Genomic DNA, 17,826 nt, shown 5'->3' with positions numbered 1-17,826 from the left:
CCTCGCCTTGCTGAATTCCCCACTGGGTTGTGCGTTGCAAAAATAACACTTTTTTGAACATGATTCGCGATCACAGCGAATCAGTTTGCCAATTTTACAATATTCTTCGAAAGTCAATTTGTTAATAATTTATAAATGCGTCGTGACAAAATTTTCGACGGAGCTGGGTAGAATGCTGGAATTTCTGAAGTCCTATATATCTGGGATATCACTGACGCACTTGCCGATGTTTGCGATCGCATGGTGCTTTCTCTTTGCCGCTGCGATCGCCAGCTATGGCTACCAGTATTATCTGGTTCGCAAAGATCTGAGCTTTTTTGGTTTTCTAAAGCACTGCTTTCCCCTCCACACTTGGCGCGATAAGTCGAGCTATATCGATATTATGATGTACTTCGTCAGCAAGTACACCAAGGCTATTGTCCTGTTGGGGCATATTGCGCTTGTGCTTCTGGTAAGTGGGGGCGTGAATGCAATTCTTGGTGTCGTGTTCGAGGGCTATGTAGCTCAGACGGCCGGCGTCATCACGATCATTGTGTTTTCCGCCCTCAGCTGTGTGGTCTGGGACTTCAGCAATTTTCTTTCCCACTACCTTCAACACAAGGTGCCGTTCCTGTGGGAGATCCACAAGGTGCACCATTCTGCAACGCAGTTAACGCCTTTCACATCCAAGCGCCTGCATCCTTTGGCTGACAAACTTGATCTCACGATCGGTGGCGTCCTGGTCGGCATCCTGTTTGGTTTTGGCCAACATATTTACGACTTCTCGGTAGCCGACATGGTGATTATGCTTGGCAATATGAACATGATTGTCACGATCGCTGTGATGGATCCGTTACGCCATAGTCAGTTTCCGATCAGTTTTGGTCCATTGGAAGCGATATTTATAAGCCCGCGTATGCACCATCTTCATCACAGCGTGAAACTCGAGCATTGGGATAAGAATATGGGCTTTGCGCTGGCTATATGGGATCGCATGTTTGGTACCTATTGCCGTGCGAAGACGGGCGAGGCCTATGTATATGGTATTGGCCGGGGCGCGGACGTCGATCTTGAATATCAAAGCGTCTATGGTGCGTACGTGCACCCTGTCGTTAAATCGATAAAGGTGTTGACGGGTGTTGAGGCGCCGCAACCGATGCCGGAGCTTCCGAACGATGCCTATGATGGCGCCGTTCCCTTGAGTGCCAGTATGACGGCACGTGAAGTCGTCCAGCGGCTACGTCGTCGTCGTCTGCACTTCGGCTAGATGTGTTCCGATCTGATTGAATCAGATCGGTGCTCTTCTGTGGTTGCCGTCCGTAGTGCAAGAAGAATCTGAACTAAATTTGCGAGTGATCGAGTGCGGTCTTCTGTAAGGCCTTTAAGTGCGGTATTTCAGAAACCGCTAGCCGGTATGGTGATCTGCGGACCAGGTCCAAATCTAATTTTCGAGCTTGATGCTCATAGAGCTTTACTGGTTTTCCTGATCCAGATCTGTTCGATCTTTTCGCCCATTCGGGTCATCGCCTTCTTTCACCCTCCCTTAGCCGACGCCAGGCAGATTTCGCATCACATGGATCATGATGCCGCCACCTGGGCCGGAACTCGATACTCCTCATTTTTTGTCAGCAAGGCCCAGATTGTTCGGGCCATCTTGTTTGCCAAGGCGATTGCCACAAGCATCCGCGGCTTTCGCGCCATCATCCGCGCCAGCCAAGACCCCTCTGGAACCGACTTACGTCCCAACCAGTTCAGGCGCGACATCGCGCCGATTATGAGTAGCCTGCGGATATCGGACTGTCCGGCCTTGGAAATTTTGCCGAGCCTTTCCTTTCCGCCGGAGGAGAACTGGCGTGGGACAAGGCCGAGCCAAGCTGAGAAGTCGCGACCGCACTCAAAGCTTTCCATAGGCGGGGCAAAGGCTTCGACGGCCAAGGCCGTCAAAGGGCCGACGCCAGGAATGGTCTGCAAACGCCGCGCCACGTCAGTTTCTTCAGCCAGTGCCTTGATCTTGTGAGTTCGTGCATCAATGCGCGCCGTTTTTTCAGCGATCTGCTTTAGCAAGTCCTGACATTCTTCGCGCATCAAATCAGGCAAGTCACTGTTCGACTCATTCAGGATTTCTTCGATCCGGTTGATCTGATGTATCCCCTGCGGAACCACGTGGCCGTACTCATAAAGGCAGGCCCTAACGGCGTTGACCAGTTCGGTGCGCTGATGCACAAGCCGCTCACGCGCCCGAAACAAAATGCCCCGGCTTTGCTGCTCTGGGGACTTCGGCTCGACGAAGCGCATTTCCGGCCGTTGTGCCGCGATCACGATGGCCTCAGCGTCCGCCGCATCATTTTTCTGACGTTTTAAAAACGGCTTTACGTACTGCGGTGCGATCAGCCTCACCTCGTGGCCGAGCCGGACCATCTCACGGGCCCAGTAATGCGCACTGCCGCAAGCCTCCATCACTACAACCGCCGGAGCCTTGCCCGTCATGAACTTCAAAAAACCATCCCTGGAAAGCTTCTTCTTGAACCGAACATCACCCGTCATTGAGGCGCCATGCAGTTGAAAAACAGACTTTGCCAAATCTACGCCAATCATTGTATCTTTCGTCACGGTTGCCGTCCTTTCCGCTCAGTGGCCTATAACACCACTATTTTGGCACATTGCGATGCCGTCTGGGAGGGGCGGCAACCACCCCATCTAATTTTTTGTTTTTACATGCTTTTTGGTCTGAAAAATGCGCCACACTGTTCGGAAAACTTTCTGATTTAGGTTGTCGACGGCTGGAGGCCTGTGCCCGAGATGAAGGATTGGCTTGGGTAGGGCGCTCAGGGGCACTCTTTATGTATGATCTGCAATTCATGTCAGATGCAGGCTCGGTCCGTGCGCGATAGCGTCGCCATCAGGCCGTTTGGCGCTTGCGTCTATTTGTTGTGACGTGTGAAAATGATCGTAACCCTGTGTGTGCCGTTTCGATGTCATGGGCCTTACGGCTTGACGCACAGTCTTCTCATGCCACAGGAAGGCTGTGCATTAAGCCTTAAAGAAGGCTCCTAACCAAACATCACGCTCAATCGGATCAATGCGCGGCTTGCCGCCGTCAGAAAAGTTTGTCAATTCTCCGACAATCGCTGACGGTCGGCGGTGGATAGGGTGAAAGGGATGCCCTTCAATTTGCGAAATTTCAGAGACGACGCGATTTTGGACTTTTTCAGCAGTATCGGCGCATTGAAGTCTGTATTGTAAATTGCAGTACGATCTGTTAGGTTGGCTGCAAAGGAGCGAGCCATGGCACTTATGAATGAGCGCAAAGATCATCCGGTTTCAATGCGCATGCCGGACGCAGACATTGCAATGATTGACCGAGCTGCGCTGCTGCGGGGGCGATCGCGAACGGATTTCGTTCGCGATGCGGCCGTTCGTGCCGCGGAAGAGGCGTTGATGGAGGTAATGCCCATACGCATGAGCGCGGCCGGCTTTGATGCTTTCACGTTGGCTCTTTCTAGCCCTGCGGTGCCCGTCGAAGAGATGGTCAATTTGTTTCGCCGCCCTGCACCTTGGGAAACTCCCGCCTGTAAGGGCGAGAGCTGACGTTGGCATTATCTAGCCCGGAGCTCTTAAGCGAGTCGCACGATGTCTCACTGTTTTCGTGTGGAAAGCCTTCTCTCGATAGATGGCTCACAACCAGAGCGCTTTCAAATCAGGCAAAGGGCTTCACGGCGGTATTGGTTGTTCACGAGGCAGGTCGGGTCGTTGGGTATTATGGTCTGGCGCCAACAGCCGTCGTTCCGTCACGTCTACCCCGCGCTATCCGAACGGGTCAGCCCCAGGACCCCGTTCCATGTTTGTTGCTTGGTCAGCTTGCGACAGATGAGAGTTGGTCAGGGCAGGGTATTGGTACGGGCCTTCTTAAACATGCCTTGCAGAGGTGTGTAGTTGCCGCAAACCTTTTAGGGGGATGGGCGCTAATCGTAAACGCAATTGACAATGAGGCGGCCAGCTTCTGGGCTCGCCGTGGCTTTGTGCCCTCTCATGACGATCCGCTGACGTTGCTCCGACCTATCGCTGACATCGCTGAATTGCTTCGAGCAGCAGGGTCTTGAGATTGGCTGAGATGGCAGATCTAGAGCCCAAAGGTCGACACTCTTCAAATCTGGAGCAAAAGCCATAATTGCACCAGCAGTAATGGGACCTACGGCTATCCCCGACTACCAGACCCGCCAGCTCCGTCAAGCCAAGTGCCTGCGGATTCCGGGGTGATCGCGCCACCCAGTTCGCGCGTATCAGCTGCTGCTGCGTGGGCACTGGCCATCAACGCGATGCTAGATATCAGACATTGCCGGCGGTTCGTCGAATGTCTCCGTTGTAGAACTGCTATCTACAAGCAAGACACCGAGCGCACCGTATAGTCGTAAAGGATGAGCGCTCAAAATCGACCACCCGGTTTCTACAGATTAGAAATGGGTCTCATCAGACAGCGAGTAATTTGGTATACTAATGTTGTGACTTTAACGCCTGTCGCCCCCTGGCGACCTTTTCAAGAATGTCTGTAGCGGATTTGGTCCAAACGAAGGGCTTTGGATCGGCGTTGTGATGATCGAGATAGTCTTGAATTGCGCCTTCGAGTTCGGCGACACTCTTGAACACGCCGCAGCGGATGCGATCGCCTGTTATCAAGCCGAAAAAGCGTTCGACCTGATTGAGCCAGGACGCCGAAGTGGGGGTGAAATGCATGTGGAAGCGAGGATGTTTGGCCAGCCATGCTTTGACCGCCGGATGCTTATGGGTGGCATAGTTGTCGGCGATCAGGTGCAGGTCGAAGCCCTTGGGCGTGCTGCGGTCGATGAGTCGAAGGAATTTGAGCCATTCCTGGTGCCGATGACGTTTCATGCATTCGCCGATCACCCTGCCGGTGGCGACATCGAGGGCGGCGAACAGTGTCGTCGTGCCATGCCGCTTATAGTCGTGGGTCATCGTTCCCGCCCGCCCCTTCTTCATTGGCAGGCCCGGTTGGGTGCGGTCCAGCGCCTGGATCTGTGACTTCTCATCGACCGAGAACACCAGTGCCCGGTCCGGCGGATCAAGATAGAGACCGACGACGTCCGTCACCTTCTCGACGAACTGCTTGTCGTTCGACAGTTTGAACGTCTTGGTCAAATGGGGCTTGAGCCCATGCGCGCTCCAAATGCGCTGTACGCTGGTGTGGCTCAGACCCACCGCCTTGGCAAGCGTGCGCGCGCTCCATTGCGTGGCAGCCGGTGGCTTCTGTCGCAGCGTCATCTCGACCACACGCGCAATGACTTCGGCGCTCAACGGCGTCTTACGGCCAGGCCGGGTCGCGTCGCGCCCAAGCCCATCGACACCCTGCTCAAGATAACGATCGCGCCAGCGGTAGGCCGTCTTCTTGGTCTTGCCCAGCGTCCGCACAATCGACGCCAAACTCGCCGCGTCCGCCCACATCAGCACGATCCGCGCACGCCAAACAAGCTTCTGCGGCGTGTTCCGGTCCGCCACCCAACCTTCCAACCGCACCCGAGCCTCAGGCGACAGCAACAGCCTTTTGTCCATGTCCATCGACACAGACTCGCATATTTGCAAGATCAAGGGAATCCATCCGTTGATTCCGCAACACTAACTACATTTTTGGCTTTTTTTCTGTTATTCGCACCCTTTCCGAAGCGGTATAGAATGCAACTGCTTAAATGCAGTAAAATAATACCTTCTAAGGGGGCAGGTGATTGGCGCATGTTGGCCAATTTGTATATATGCAGGTTCAGTAAAAATGTCGTTTCTATCCTCAAGTCAAATACTATCATTATTTGAAGAAACTTTTCAGCTCGGCTGGATATCTGTTCCGTTTGACGGTGGTAATTGGAAGGGATCCAAATCCTTAAAAAATATTGTTGGCTTCGATGATACGGAATGTGCCGTTCGAGCAGCATTTTTTAACGCCGTTCATCCGGATGACCGCCCTAATTTCTTCCAAGATTTATCTCTTTTTACCAAGAGAGCCGTACCACGCCGCCGGACAATTAGAGTAAGATCGCCAGGTGGAGCGGAGCGAAGAATTGATCTAGATTTCCGTCAGGTTCCAGGCCCCTCCTTCGAGACACTTAATCTCATCATTCTCAAGGATGTAACTGAAGGCAATTATACCTTCCAAAGGCTGGAAGAGTATCAAACCCGTATTGAGCAAAGCATGCGCACATGGCAACTGAGTGCCCTATGGTGGGCGGACACCGATCTGAATTTGACCGACTATATTGGGCGTGATGAGCTAGCTTTTGACAGGGAACTGCTGGGGCGACAGTATCTGGAAGTGGTGCCTCAGGAGGATCGGGCGGAACTAGCTGCGGAACTTTTTAAGCTCAACGCTAGTGTGGAACCTTTTTCCCTGCCGGTCCGGGTTACAGGATCGGATGGCGTAACTCGTGCGTATAAAGTACAAGGCGGTCCGTTCTATGAGCACAGCGAGCTCGCAGGATGGTCGGGCTATATCAGTGCGGCCCCTCTGACCACGATGGCCAAAACGCTGACGGCAGATGACTCCGCTTCTCTATCCTGTTTAAATGGATCGATGCTCAAGGCCGGTAGCGCTGCGCTTGGGTGGAGTTACGCAGACCTTGCACTAAGGTCCCAACTATCAAAGGCCACTGTTAGTCGAATTCTCACAACAAATGGCACACTTACCGGTACTTTTAAGTTGTCAAGTCTTAGGTCGATTTTGGAGGCGATGAACTCGGCTGGGGTCGATTATATTCTTGATACCCATGGCGTAATTAATCTGCGCATAACGCCACCGCTTGATAGCAAGCAGATCTAAACAGTGTAGATCGGCGTGAAAAAATCACCCCTCAATCGGGATGAAAGCTTGATTAAATTTCGCGAATGCGAAGGGAACGGTTTCGCTTCTCTCCAAAGAGTTCTACCAAACTTGTGTTGCAGTTTTATCCAATGCGCCATAAGCGAACCATCTACCCGTTTCACATCGATAAATGTCAGATCGCTGTCGCCCGCCAAGGTGTGTATGCCATCGGTATAATTGGTCAGCAGCCCCTCAGCCTTCAGGCGACTGACCACTGTCGCACTGAAGGTATCAACCGTGAGTTCGTCCACTTTCAATAGGTTCAGTGTCGCTGAAAAGGACACGGCGCCGCGATTTGACCACCCGGGTGACAACGTCCTTGATATTTGCGTAGCCGACGAACGCGTGCGAGTTTTGGTTTAGATCGACTCTGGGGCGTCGCGTGCGGCGACGTAAATAAACAATGAGTAGGTTACCCTGTCGAGTGTCCGCGAGCGGAAGCTGGCTTACGATTCCGATTTTGGGTCGGTGTCCTTGGCGGGGATGTCTTTGATCTTTTCGCGAAAGCGATCGAGCGTCTCTTTTGCGGATCCCTTTTTTGCGTCGGTCTTGCCCGTCGCGTCAGCCTTGACGATGGGCGTCTTCTCCGAAGGCATGGCACACTCCTAAAGCTTGTATCCTAACATCATTAACACTGAGCCGCCTTTGTCGTGATTTTATGTCGACGGCGGCGTTTGGTATTAATTTTTTACCACACCAGTATGCGTAACCTTGCCGTCGCGACCTTTGATGTTGAGCGCGCGGGGAGTGCAGCAAGATGTAAATATGCTTATTTTTTGCCGGTTGGATACTGTTGAAGTGAAACTTATACACTATTTTTATAGTAAACAATTTGTTAACTATAATATTTAAAAAGTTCTTTGTTCGCGTGCGGTAATCTGTGGCTTAAGTCATTGGAGCCGTTTTGTTCATGTCGCTAGCCTTTGTAGGTTTAACTGTCTTACGAATTGGTCTGGTGGCGCTGGCATTCGTCAACGCGTTGCCGGCGGTTGCGTTGCCGGATAGCCTCGCTGAGGCCCTTGGCCTGACCGGGACTCAAGGGCATGTTTTGATGGCTTATGGTTTAGCAGTCATAGCCTTTACAGCCTTGCCTTTGGTGAAAAGGTATATCGTCTTGGCGGCCTGTCTTGCCTATTTCGGCGCTGTCGAGTTGACGCCTTCTTCGGCGGTGGTTGCGGGGGGGCTCCCTTACGCTTGGCTGGCAGATTTAAGCGGCGTGGCACTGGCGGCGTTACCTTTATATTGTCTGGGCTTTCGGTCCTATCTTGCTACGCGATTAACCCAGTGGCAGGTGCGCTTGCGCCTAATCAAGGCAAGACGCTGTCAGTCTGTCAGGCAGCTGACGCGTGAAAATTCCGGACAGAACAACGGCATTTTGTCCAAATGAGTCTCAAAGTGCGGGTCATATTCTAGGCGCCCGCTCCGATTCATCCTTCCTGTTCGGTTTCGCGGTTTGGACTGGCCGCGCCCCATTTTTCCTTTGTAATGTCTCGAGGTTCATGTGTCACAAAAGCGCGTTCGTAAAGCGGTCGTACCGGTCGCCGGTCTCGGCACCCGTGTCTTGCCCGGAACCAAGGTGGTTCCCAAGGAACTGCTCAATGTCGTTGATCGCCCTATTCTCTCCTATGTGGTCGCTGAAGCGCGCGCCGCAGGCATCGAGCACTTTATTTTCGTCACCGGCCGCGCCAAGGGCGCCATCGAGGACTATTTCGATCACCAGATCGAACTGGAAGCTCAGCTCGCCGCCAAGAACAAGATCGCCATTCTCAACGAGCTTCTGGCCGAACTGCCCAAGCCCGGCGAGATGAGCTTCGTGCGCCAGATGCAACCGCTGGGTCTTGGTCACGCCGTCTGGTGCGCCCGTGATATCGTTGGTGACGAGCCCTTCGCCGTCATCCTGCCTGATATGGTGATGGACGCTGAGGTGCCGGCGCTGAAACAGGCGATCGACGCCCACGAGCAGGTCGGCGGCAATATCATTGTCGTCGAAGCCGTGCCGCACGACCAGACGCATCAGTATGGTGTGGTCGCTCTGGAAAGCCAGAACGGCCGCCTCAACAAGATGACCGGCATGGTCGAAAAGCCCTCCAGGGGCGCCGCGCCTTCCAACCTGATTGTGTCGGGACGCTATATCCTGCAGCCGGAAATCTTCGCGCTTCTGGCCGATCAGGAAAGGGGCGCCGGCAACGAGATCCAGCTTACCGATTCTATGTTCCGCCTGATGGAAAGCCAGGATTTCCATGCGCTCGAATATGACGGCGTCACCTATGACTGCGGTGACAAGATCGGCCTGCTGCGCGCCAATGTAGCCCTGGCGCTGAAAAACCCCGAACTCGGCACTGCCGCGCGTGAAGCGCTTCTGCCTTTTTTCCAGTAAGACCCAAGGCGGATCTGAACCTGGATCTGCGCGGGCCTTGAGACAGGTCACGCCCGGCGTCGCGGCCCTCCAGGACGGCAATTCGTCTCCTGGCAGCACGAAGGTTACACATTGGCAGATTCCGATAGCAATTGTGTAAAAGGCCGGGTGTTTGCCCCTCAGGTCAGGCCGTTTTCCCTGCCGGAGGTTTTCCAAGGTCGACAGGCCTGCATGTCTCGTCAGGCGCCACTGCGCTGGAAGGGGCATATATGAGGAGGCCGCATATTCAAGTGTTGCACATCTGTCGCGGCGCGCGAGGCACGGCGTTTGCATAACAGTTCCTGGTAGGGGCATGGCGGTTCAAACGACCGCTCTTTTTGCTCGTCTGACCAGTCAGAAAGGACATTGTGTTGCGAATCTGGATAAATTTGGCACGGTTTGGATTGGTTGTCGCCCTGGCCGTCATCAGTTACTATGCGTTTAAGCCAAGCGGTATGGGGGGCGGTTTCTTTGCTTGGGACAAGGCCGACCATTTTTGCGCTTTTTTTGTCATCACCGGCTTGGCCATGGTCGCTTTTCCTAGACTGCCCATCCCGGTTATTGGCATGGTCGTCGCCGCCTTTGGCGTGGCCATAGAACTGGTTCAGGGGCTGCCATTTATTGATCGCGACATGGACGTTAAGGATGTCATCGCCGAACTTTTGGCTTTGGGGGCTATTTTTGGCACGGTCGTGGCTGTTTACATCCGCACGGCGGCGGCGAGCGCAGCCTGTGAGGGGCCAAACTGTGTCACGCAAACGCGGCGCACCAGACCGGACTTAAAAATACCGTTCGGGTATTCTAATGACATCGCCGGGACCGATGACCGCGTTCGATGAACTGTCAATCAGGCGCTCTTTGTCTTCTCCATCGCGTTTGACATAGAATTTTTTCGCATTGGCGCGGTAGGTATAGCCCGAGGCCGTAGCGACGGCCTTGCTGACGGTCAGACCGTTTGTAAACGGATATTCGCCGGGTTTGTTGACTTCGCCCAGAATATAAAAGGGGCGAAAGGTTAGAACCTCAACATTGACCCGGGCATCCTGCAGATAGGCGGGCGAGAGGGCCGTGCGGATGCTTTCTTGTAGTTCAGGCGAGGTCAACCCGACGGCGGGCACTTCGCCGATGAGAGGGATGGACACGCGGCCATCGCCAGATACTACGAATTCTCCGGTCAAGTCCGGTTCGCCAAAGACAAGAACCCGCAATTTATCGCCAGGACCTAGCTTATATTGAAATTTTCCGGTCTTGGAGTCCAGGCGTGGTGAGGGCGCGGCAGCGGCCGGCGTTGACACGGGGTTTGATGCAAGCGCGGTGGAGGTTTGTGGTTCTGTGGGACGATGAGTCGTGGCGGATGGCCGCTCGGGTGCAGCTCTTGCCACTAGGTGTTGCAAGGCTTGTGTCGACACATCGGCCGGGCTTGTGGGTCTTTCGGCAATAGGCGCGGGTGCCGTTGGCACGGCCGCGACCAGGGTCCACAGAGTCTGCGCTGGTTTGACGATGCGTTGCTTCTCGACGGTCTTGACAACCGCCGGCAGCACGACGGTCTCCGTACGTTCTGGTTCGGAGACCACCTCCTCGACGGCCTCCCGGTATTCTGCCGGGATATTGTGCACGACCTCTCGTGACGGGGTATCGATGACCACGCGCTCACGGCTCTCCACGACGGCCGGGACAATGACTTTACGGGTCGTCTCAGGCCTCAAAAGGACGCGTATCTGCCTTTCTTCATATTCGGCCGGGTATTCTTTCAGGGTATAAATGAAGTCCGGGCTTGTACTCTCGGTTTCCCCGAGGGTGCCCTTGTCGGCAGACGCGGTGGCGTGGCCTGGGATAAGTGATTTGCCCGCGGCGTAGATGTCGACGGATTGGTAGTCATGCGGCGTGACGATCGCGTCCCGGCTACCGCCAAAGTCACGTTTTGAGACGTCCCACTCGGTTCTGGCCGGTTTAACAAGAACGCGTTGCGTCTCGATCCTGAATTCCGCAGGGACTGTTTCCTCCCGGGTTGTCGCGGGCGTGACTATGACGTTTTCGCGGACGATATGCGTGACTGCCGGTACAACCTCGCGCGCCTGGCGGGCAGGGGTCACCAGAATCTTTTGCACACGTTTTGTTGTCACGGCCGGTATGACGCGTTGAGTGGTCTGAGCGGGGGTGATGATAACCGTATCTTGGTAGGTTTCTGTAACGGCCGGCACGGCCTGTGACACAAAGCACTGGTCCGCCCTGGCCTGCGTCCGCAGGGCGGCCGGAACGTCATTCGGCGCTTGCTCGCGGGTAAAGGCGCCTTTTGGACAGGTGTAGTCGTGCTCTGAGGCCAGGCTGTGCGATGCTGAGGCCTCGGCGCGGTTGGGTGCGCGATCTTCACGCGCGTTGACGTGGCCACCGGCGCTGGACGCCAGGAGCACAGCGCATGTCATCAGCAAAAACCGGGTCACGACATATCCTCAATCGACATTAAGCTTAACGGCTCTAGCATGGCAGAGGTTTAGGAATGGTTTCAGCCTCTGCCTCGTTGCGGGTAAAACCCAATCCGGCCTAGGGTTGCGTGGCCAGAGCACACACAGGCTCTGGTAAAAAGAAACCCTCCTATCCGCCACCCGGCGGTGGGGTTGCCAGACGGGCTGTTTAAATAGATCGCTTTGCCGCATCTATCGGGTGCTGACCTGGATAATCTCGCGTGTGGTGCCTAAAAGCTTCACGGCGGTGAGAATCCCTGTGGCATAGGCGCCGGTATCTACGCCGATCCGCCATTCGAGGTTTGACGCAACCACCTTAGCCGAGTGTCCGTGCACGACAACATAGTCACAGGACTTTGGCGACGACAAGAAGGCCTCGCGAATCCATAGAAGGGTTTCCGCGTCTTGCAGGTCGAGCGGCAGGTCCGGGTTGACGCCGCCATGCACAAACAGGTAGTCGCCGGCAATAAACTTGATTTTGGCCTCACACATCAGCTTCATGTGCGACTTGGGGATCGATCGGATCACCTTCTGCTGGAGTTCCGGCCACTGAGAAAAGTCGGATTTGTCGGCCCCCACCAGTATGCCATAGGACGCCAGGGTCGCGGTGCCGCCATGTTCCAGCCATAACCATCCGCAACTGCTATCAAGACAAAACTTGATCAGCGCGAATTCGTGGTTGCCGACCAGGACCGCGGTGTCGCACCAGGTTTGGGTCTGCAGTCGCAGAATGGAGGTGAGGACTTCGGCGGAATTGGGTCCGCGATCGATATAGTCGCCCAGCAGGACGATACGTGGTTTTTCGCCCACCGCTTCGGCGTCGTTGCGAATGTCGAGGAGCATCTTCAGGAACAGGTCATTTCGACCATGAATATCGCCGATTGCATAGGTCAGCCGGTCAATCGACGAGCTGAATACCTGGGGTCCGTCCGGTGGCCCTGGCGTTTCGCGCGTCTTTGGCGGTGCTTTTGGCGAAAACCAGAACATCGTTATCCATTTCAGGTTTAGCGTTCGTTACCCTTGCTTCGCCAGACGAAGATGGCCGGGGCGCTGACGAGCGCTAAAAGGGCCGCCTCGCCTATTTATCCTTCTATTAACCCTAAATCCTATTGCGGTGCAAGACGGGCCCCGTTTTAGGTGAAGGCGCAATGGAGCCGTGGCCGCGCGGCCAGACCAGATCTCGGTTTTGCGCGGCGCGAGCCCTTGTATCAGAATTTTGCTTTTTGGGGCTGGGGCTTCTCCCAGGTGATCGGCTTATAGTGATCATCGCAATTGCCCACCCAAGTTTGTGAATAGGTCGCCAGTTTTTCAACCTTACCATAGGTGAAATAGATGACGATGTATTTGTTTGCCATACCTGACCGGCCACAGTACTGCCAAGCTTCCTGGTTGCCCTTAAATTCACGGTTGCCGGGCGCGCCCATGATAAGGCTGACATCTGTCTTGTTTTGTCCGGCAGCGATGTCGCCTGCGCGATCCATGCGGCCTGTGTCGAAGGCATACGCTGCGGATGTCGAAACCATGGCAGAGGCGACAACGAAAACGAGTGCGGGCTTCATCTGGTCCTCTGTCGATTCGCTTGTGATTCGTTGGGCGGGTTGCTTTTGAGCATAGTTACCAAGGGGCAACTCTGAGCGCAACTGCAACTGTAACTTTAGGCCAGACGCTTGTCCGTCGTCCGCTTCCGGCGCGGCCTCACCTGGTTTCGGCCGCTATGGGGTGGCGTCTGGGTCAGCGGTGACGCGGAAGCGACATCTGCGACGCGGCAAGGCCCAGGAGAGCCGTTGCGGCGCCTGACTAGGGGCTATGCGGGGGTGTCTCCAGCGCGCCGAGCCGCAGCCTTTGATCGCTACAAGCTGACAGAAGGTCTTTGAGAAGTGAAAGTGTGCCCAAGCCGCCGCGTCGTCTCGACGTATATACGCCTGACGCCAGCATGGTCACTAAGGTGGCAAGACGTCGGGTCCGCTGGGGGTGCTCGAACAGGTCCGCCCGTTGACCAAAAGACGTTGCGATCCTGCGGTAGAGCGCAGCACCTTGATGTGCCATCAGCGCTAAGTCGACCGCGAGATTTGAGGCACTTACCTCAAATGCCTCGGCACACTGGTATGCAAACCTTGCACGGTTGCGATAGTGGCTCACCGGCGAGTCGAGGTGCTCGGCGAGCCGATCAAGGCGACGGGTGCGCCTGGCGCCCAACACATTGTTGGCGTGCTGTCTGTAATAGGCCAGGGGGCGCTCGAGGTGGACGATGGTGCCGAAGTTTGAGGCGAGCAGGGCCACCCAGACGTCGTGGTACAGCTTGACGCCTGGCTGGTCGGGGACGTCGGGACGTAAGGCCGGATCGATCAGATCGAGCAGGGCCTTGTCGAAGGCAAGCGTAAATCCATAAACATTGCCCGGTAACGGTTGAAACGTGCCCCGTGCATAGGTTCGATTGGCGACGGCGCCATGGACCAGTCGGGTGATTGGGCGGAGCCTGGCGTCGGTTATCGTGGCGCCGTGAGCGACGAGGCTGGCCTTTTTTTGAACCAGGGTCTGATACACAATCGATAGCTTCTCTGGGAACCAGACGTCATCCTGATCGCAGAAGGCCACGTATCTTCCAGAGCACAAACGCGCGGCCTTCAAAAAATTGTCCTGAAAGCCCAGTCGTGTGTCGTTTTTCGAAAGGACGACAGGAAAGGGCGCTGTCTTGGCGAAGGCCGCCGCAATGGTCAGGGTGTCATCCGTCGAGGCGTCATCACTGATCACCAGTTCGTCAGGCCATCGTGTTTGCTTGGCCAAGCTAGAGAGCTGTGCCTCAAGGAAGGTGGCTCCGTTGCAGGTCGCCATCGCCACTGATAGTCTGGTCGGGGTCACTGACGCATTGGTATCGCAAGAAGGAGGGCCTGGCGCCATGGCAATTCTTCGGACTCCACTAGAACGATGATATCTTAGGGCCAAACGGCGGACGTATGCAAATGTGGATCACGATGGTCGTCGACATCCTCGCGCGCGACCTGCTTTTGGGCCCGTGACCGGCAGGGAAGCGGACTCAGTTAAAGAACATGGGCCGGAGAAGGCGTTTTTTCTTGAATGGCGACAACCGGCTTATCAACCGGAGGATCGACGAGGGCGGCGCGACGGGCGGTACGGACAGGCCAGCACGACTATGGGGCAGGCCATCTGTATTGGACTTGGCGCTTTGAGCGCCCTTTTGCGAGGTAAGCATGGTGTCATTCTGGAACAGGAGTGGGTCGTTCCCCATTTCACAGCAACACCAATGCCACAAAGCGGTCCCATGAAGGCGGCCGAACTGAAATGGCTGACGAAGGACCGCGATCCTGACGGCTTTCTGCGGTATGACGGTCTTCATCATCCCTTTGGAATAGCGGATATTTTGCGATTGAATCGAAGGTCACGTAACGACGTTCTGATAGTTAAGGGGTTTGCAACACTGGTGGGGTATTCTGCCTTGTAGAACAGACTGATCGATTGGATCGGCACCCGTTAGTCATCAGGTGAGTAGGCGTGCGTAACGACAAGGACAATGCTACTGCCCGCAAACCCATGGCGGTTACAGTTACGGCTGGGCAGGATTCTGGGTTTGACATTTTGTTTGAGCAGAATCCCATCGCCATGTGGATTTTCGACGCCAGCACGCTTGAATTCCTAGCGGTCAATGACGCCACCTGCGATTTATATGGTTTTAGCCGCGCGCAGTTGCTGGCGATGAATATTCTCGACCTCTACGTTGAGGAAGAGCGCGCGGCTGCGTATCAGGAAATCATTGGGTCCGAAGGTGTGTTGAATCCGGATCACCGCAGCCTGAAAGTAAAAGCCGACGGCACTCGCATTCGTGTTCTACGCTATGCGCGCCCGGTCCGGTTTCAAAACAAGGCCTGCGTCGTCGTCTGGAATATTGACGTCACCGAGCGGGAACAGGCGTCCATTGAGCTCAAGAGTACGCAAATTTTCCTTGATGCGGTCGTAGAGAGTATTCCGTCGATGGTATTCGTGAAGGATGCCTGTGACGGACGCTTCGTTCTATTGAACAAGGCCGGTGAGGCGTTACTGGGTGTCGGCCGTCATGACCTGATCGGCAAAACGGACTTTGATCTGTTTGATGCGGAAGACGCTGAACGGTTCCGGCAAGCCGACCAGGCGGTCGTCGCTTCCGGTAAGCTTGTGAGCATAGACAATGAGCCGTTGACGACGCCGACCGGTGTGCGGTCGCTCAGGACCCAAAAAGTTGGCGTGCCAGACATCGAAGGTAAGCCGCGATACCTCCTGGGAATTTCTGAAGACGTGACCGAAAAGCTGCGCGTTGAAGAGCGCAGCCGCCATCTGTCTTTGCACGATGTTCTGACCGATCTGCCAAACCGTTTGAATTTCCAGAATAGTCTCGACCGTGAGATGGACCGCAAGCGAGCGAGAGGTGGAGACTGCGCACTCTTGCTGCTTGATCTCGACCAATTCAAGGCTGTCAATGACCGGTTGGGACATCATGCAGGTGACCAGCTCCTGCGCCATGTTGCTGACCGCATGCGCTCTCAACTCGGACAAGACGACGTCGCCGCGCGCTTAGGGGGTGACGAATTCGGTATCCTCCACATTGGACAGGTCAGTGAACAAAGCGCAGAGGCGTTAGCCGTGCGCTTGATCGAGGCCATCAGTGAACCTTTCACTATCGACGGGCACTTAGTATCGGTGGGTTGTAGTGCCGGGATTGCCCTGAAGTCGAAACACGGGACGACGTCCGATGCACTTATGAAGCGGGCAGACCTGGCTCTCTACGCGGCCAAAAATGCGCGTAAGGGCGACTTCGTATGGTTCGAATTTGACATGGAGGAACGGGCTGATCATGAACGGACCCTGCGGGAGGAACTGAGCACCGCGTTGGCAAACAGCGAGCTGTTTCTTGAATACCAGCCCATTGTGAGCACTGCCACAGGAAAGCTGGAGGGCTTTGAGGCGCTCTTGCGGTGGCGACATCCGACACGAGGGCTCATCTCACCTGCCGAGTTTATACCCATTGCAGAATCGTCGGGACTTATCGAACCCATTGGGAGATGGGTCTTGAACAGGGCGTGCACCGAGGCGGCGAGTTGGTCAAGTAACGCCCGCATTGCCGTGAATTTTTCTCCGCTGCAATTCAAAGGATTCGGCCTGGTCGCGGAGGTTATTCGTGCGCTTGATCTTGCCGGCCTGGCGCCCAACCGCCTCGAGCTTGAAATTACGGAATTCGATTTTTCTGACGCACAGCGAGGAGAACATCCGCATTCTGCATCAGCTTAAAACCCTGGGTATTCGTGTGGCCTTGGATGACTTCGGAACAGGCTATTCGAGTCTGGCCTACCTCAGATGCTTCCCATTCGACAAACTTAAGATCGATCGTTCCTTCATAGCCGACCTGACCACGTCGCCGGAGAATCTTGCCATTGTCCGTGCCATTATCGGACTTGGCAAGAGTTTCGGCGCGACAGTGACTGCCGAAGGTGTTGAAACAGAAGCGCAATATACGTGTTTGGCGGCAGAAGGCTGCGAACAGGCGCAAGGATACTGGCTTGGTCGGCCGACCGGTGCGGAACAACTTCCGGGTGTTAAAGCCGATCGCCGTTCTGTCAAACGGGTGGGGCATAGGGGGCGCCTTCCCGATGTCGGTTGACATGTCAGACGACGAACGGCTGGAGGGCCGCGATCACAAAATCGTCCGTTGAATTGAGTCGTAGGCGTTCCGGGACAAGAACCTATTGACGACGTTGCTATAGAAGGCCTCGGAATCGATTGTGATGTCCAAGGTCATCTTGGCGGGCCACTCGTGCTCAGGCGGGCCCTCCGGACGGTTGGGCAGCTTCATCATCATCATCGGCGGAACGGCTGAGGCAAAGACAACACTGTGGAGGCGGCTTTGGTGGTGCGCGAGATTAAACCTGCCCTTTCGTGCCGCGGAAGCCGCGGTCCGAAGCCATGAAACGGCTCAGCATGGGGGCGATGAGGCGCGTGGCGTCTCCGACGGGCTGCCCTGTCTGCTTCGCCAAAGCGTCTCCATACGCGACGAGGTCCCTGTGCACATCGGCCGGGAGGTCTAGGGAGATCTTTATCGGTTTGTCGTCGGCCAGTGGGCCTAACTTCAACTTTGTCATGGG

The 17,826-nt window shown here is 55.3% G+C and carries 19 protein-coding genes; 10 read left to right on the top strand and 9 right to left on the bottom strand.

From position 1 onward, the window contains the following. Positions 1-172 precede the first annotated feature (172 nt). Positions 173-1,246, top strand: a complete 1,074-nt coding sequence (locus tag ABQ278_RS20620) for a sterol desaturase family protein (protein WP_349322898.1) — start codon at positions 173-175, stop codon at positions 1,244-1,246. A gap of 311 nt (positions 1,247-1,557) precedes the next feature. On the opposite strand, the gene ABQ278_RS20615 is transcribed toward ABQ278_RS20620, so the two are convergent. After that, entirely contained in the window at positions 1,558-2,589 is a 1,032-nt protein-coding gene (locus ABQ278_RS20615) for an IS110 family transposase (protein ID WP_349321797.1), read from the bottom strand. Between the two features lie 675 nt (positions 2,590-3,264). Here ABQ278_RS20615 and ABQ278_RS20610 point away from each other — a divergent pair. Together ABQ278_RS20610 and ABQ278_RS20605 are read left to right on the top strand one after the other, a co-directional pair. Further along, positions 3,265-3,567 carry a DUF1778 domain-containing protein gene (locus tag ABQ278_RS20610; protein ID WP_349322897.1) on the top strand — a complete coding sequence of 101 codons (303 nt, stop codon included), beginning with the start codon at positions 3,265-3,267 and terminating at the stop codon, positions 3,565-3,567. Between the two features lie 2 nt (positions 3,568-3,569). After that, entirely contained in the window at positions 3,570-4,079 is a 510-nt protein-coding gene (locus ABQ278_RS20605; protein WP_349322896.1) for a GNAT family N-acetyltransferase, read from the top strand. Positions 4,080-4,470: 391 nt separating this feature from the next. Here the strand turns inward: ABQ278_RS20605 and ABQ278_RS20600 are convergent, their stop codons facing one another. Next, positions 4,471-5,550, bottom strand: coding sequence for an IS630 family transposase (locus ABQ278_RS20600; protein ID WP_349319295.1), 1,080 nt, complete (start codon positions 5,548-5,550; stop codon positions 4,471-4,473). A 208-nt stretch (positions 5,551-5,758) separates the two neighbouring features. On the opposite strand from ABQ278_RS20600, the gene ABQ278_RS20595 reads away from it, so the two are divergent. After that, positions 5,759-6,799 carry a PAS domain-containing protein gene (locus ABQ278_RS20595; protein ID WP_349322895.1) on the top strand — a complete coding sequence of 347 codons (1,041 nt, stop codon included), beginning with the start codon at positions 5,759-5,761 and terminating at the stop codon, positions 6,797-6,799. Here the strand turns inward: ABQ278_RS20595 and ABQ278_RS20590 are convergent. After that, entirely contained in the window at positions 6,796-7,092 is a 297-nt protein-coding gene (locus ABQ278_RS20590) for a hypothetical protein (protein ID WP_349322894.1), read from the bottom strand. The genes ABQ278_RS20595 and ABQ278_RS20590 overlap by 4 nt on opposite strands. Before the next feature lie 195 nt (positions 7,093-7,287). Continuing rightward, positions 7,288-7,437, bottom strand: coding sequence for a hypothetical protein (locus ABQ278_RS20585; RefSeq protein ID WP_349322893.1), 150 nt, complete (start codon positions 7,435-7,437; stop codon positions 7,288-7,290). 314 nt (positions 7,438-7,751) lie between these two features. Between ABQ278_RS20585 and ABQ278_RS20580 the strand changes: the two genes are divergently transcribed. From ABQ278_RS20580 to ABQ278_RS20570, 3 genes are all read left to right on the top strand, one after another. Beyond that, the gene (locus ABQ278_RS20580; protein ID WP_349322892.1) at positions 7,752-8,228 is read left to right on the top strand and encodes a hypothetical protein; all 477 of its coding nucleotides are present in this window, start codon (positions 7,752-7,754) and stop codon (positions 8,226-8,228) included. A gap of 114 nt (positions 8,229-8,342) precedes the next feature. Continuing rightward, entirely contained in the window at positions 8,343-9,218 is an 876-nt protein-coding gene (locus tag ABQ278_RS20575) for a UTP--glucose-1-phosphate uridylyltransferase (protein WP_349322891.1), read from the top strand. A gap of 389 nt (positions 9,219-9,607) precedes the next feature. Beyond that, entirely contained in the window at positions 9,608-10,075 is a 468-nt protein-coding gene (locus ABQ278_RS20570) for a hypothetical protein (protein WP_349322890.1), read from the top strand. Here ABQ278_RS20570 and ABQ278_RS20565 read toward each other — a convergent pair. From ABQ278_RS20565 to ABQ278_RS20550, 4 genes are all read right to left on the bottom strand, one after another. After that, positions 10,016-11,677 (bottom strand): polysaccharide biosynthesis/export family protein, encoded by a 1,662-nt coding sequence (locus ABQ278_RS20565; protein ID WP_349322889.1) that lies wholly within the window; start codon positions 11,675-11,677, stop codon positions 10,016-10,018. The genes ABQ278_RS20570 and ABQ278_RS20565 overlap by 60 nt on opposite strands. Before the next feature lie 213 nt (positions 11,678-11,890). Further along, positions 11,891-12,685 carry a metallophosphoesterase family protein gene (locus ABQ278_RS20560; protein WP_349322888.1) on the bottom strand — a complete coding sequence of 265 codons (795 nt, stop codon included), beginning with the start codon at positions 12,683-12,685 and terminating at the stop codon, positions 11,891-11,893. A gap of 221 nt (positions 12,686-12,906) precedes the next feature. Next, complete coding sequence (locus ABQ278_RS20555; RefSeq protein ID WP_349322887.1) at positions 12,907-13,257, bottom strand: hypothetical protein; 351 nt, start codon at positions 13,255-13,257, stop codon at positions 12,907-12,909. A gap of 238 nt (positions 13,258-13,495) precedes the next feature. Continuing rightward, positions 13,496-14,596 (bottom strand): glycosyltransferase family 2 protein, encoded by a 1,101-nt coding sequence (locus ABQ278_RS20550; RefSeq protein ID WP_349322886.1) that lies wholly within the window; start codon positions 14,594-14,596, stop codon positions 13,496-13,498. A gap of 115 nt (positions 14,597-14,711) precedes the next feature. On the opposite strand from ABQ278_RS20550, the gene ABQ278_RS20545 reads away from it, so the two are divergent. Genes ABQ278_RS20545 through ABQ278_RS20535 form a run of 3 tightly spaced genes read left to right on the top strand, consistent with a single transcriptional unit; the run spans position 14,712 to position 17,345 of the window. Beyond that, on the top strand, positions 14,712-15,158 hold the full coding sequence (locus ABQ278_RS20545) for a hypothetical protein (protein ID WP_349322885.1): 447 nt from the start codon (positions 14,712-14,714) through the stop codon (positions 15,156-15,158). Positions 15,159-15,208: 50 nt separating this feature from the next. Then, the gene (locus tag ABQ278_RS20540) at positions 15,209-16,975 is read left to right on the top strand and encodes a diguanylate cyclase domain-containing protein (RefSeq protein ID WP_349322884.1); all 1,767 of its coding nucleotides are present in this window, start codon (positions 15,209-15,211) and stop codon (positions 16,973-16,975) included. After that, positions 16,908-17,345 carry an EAL domain-containing protein gene (locus ABQ278_RS20535; RefSeq protein WP_349322883.1) on the top strand — a complete coding sequence of 146 codons (438 nt, stop codon included), beginning with the start codon at positions 16,908-16,910 and terminating at the stop codon, positions 17,343-17,345. Before ABQ278_RS20540 ends, ABQ278_RS20535 begins: the two co-directional genes overlap by 68 nt. 259 nt (positions 17,346-17,604) lie before the next feature. Here the strand turns inward: ABQ278_RS20535 and ABQ278_RS20530 are convergent, their stop codons facing one another. Beyond that, complete coding sequence (locus tag ABQ278_RS20530; protein WP_349322882.1) at positions 17,605-17,823, bottom strand: DUF2274 domain-containing protein; 219 nt, start codon at positions 17,821-17,823, stop codon at positions 17,605-17,607. Positions 17,824-17,826: the final 3 nt, after the last annotated feature.

Source organism: Asticcacaulis sp. MM231, assembly GCF_964186625.1.
In the GTDB taxonomy this organism is placed as follows: domain Bacteria; phylum Pseudomonadota; class Alphaproteobacteria; order Caulobacterales; family Caulobacteraceae; genus Asticcacaulis.
The sequence above is the reverse complement of the archived record's forward strand: the minus strand, read 5'-3'. Positions and strand labels throughout refer to the sequence as shown.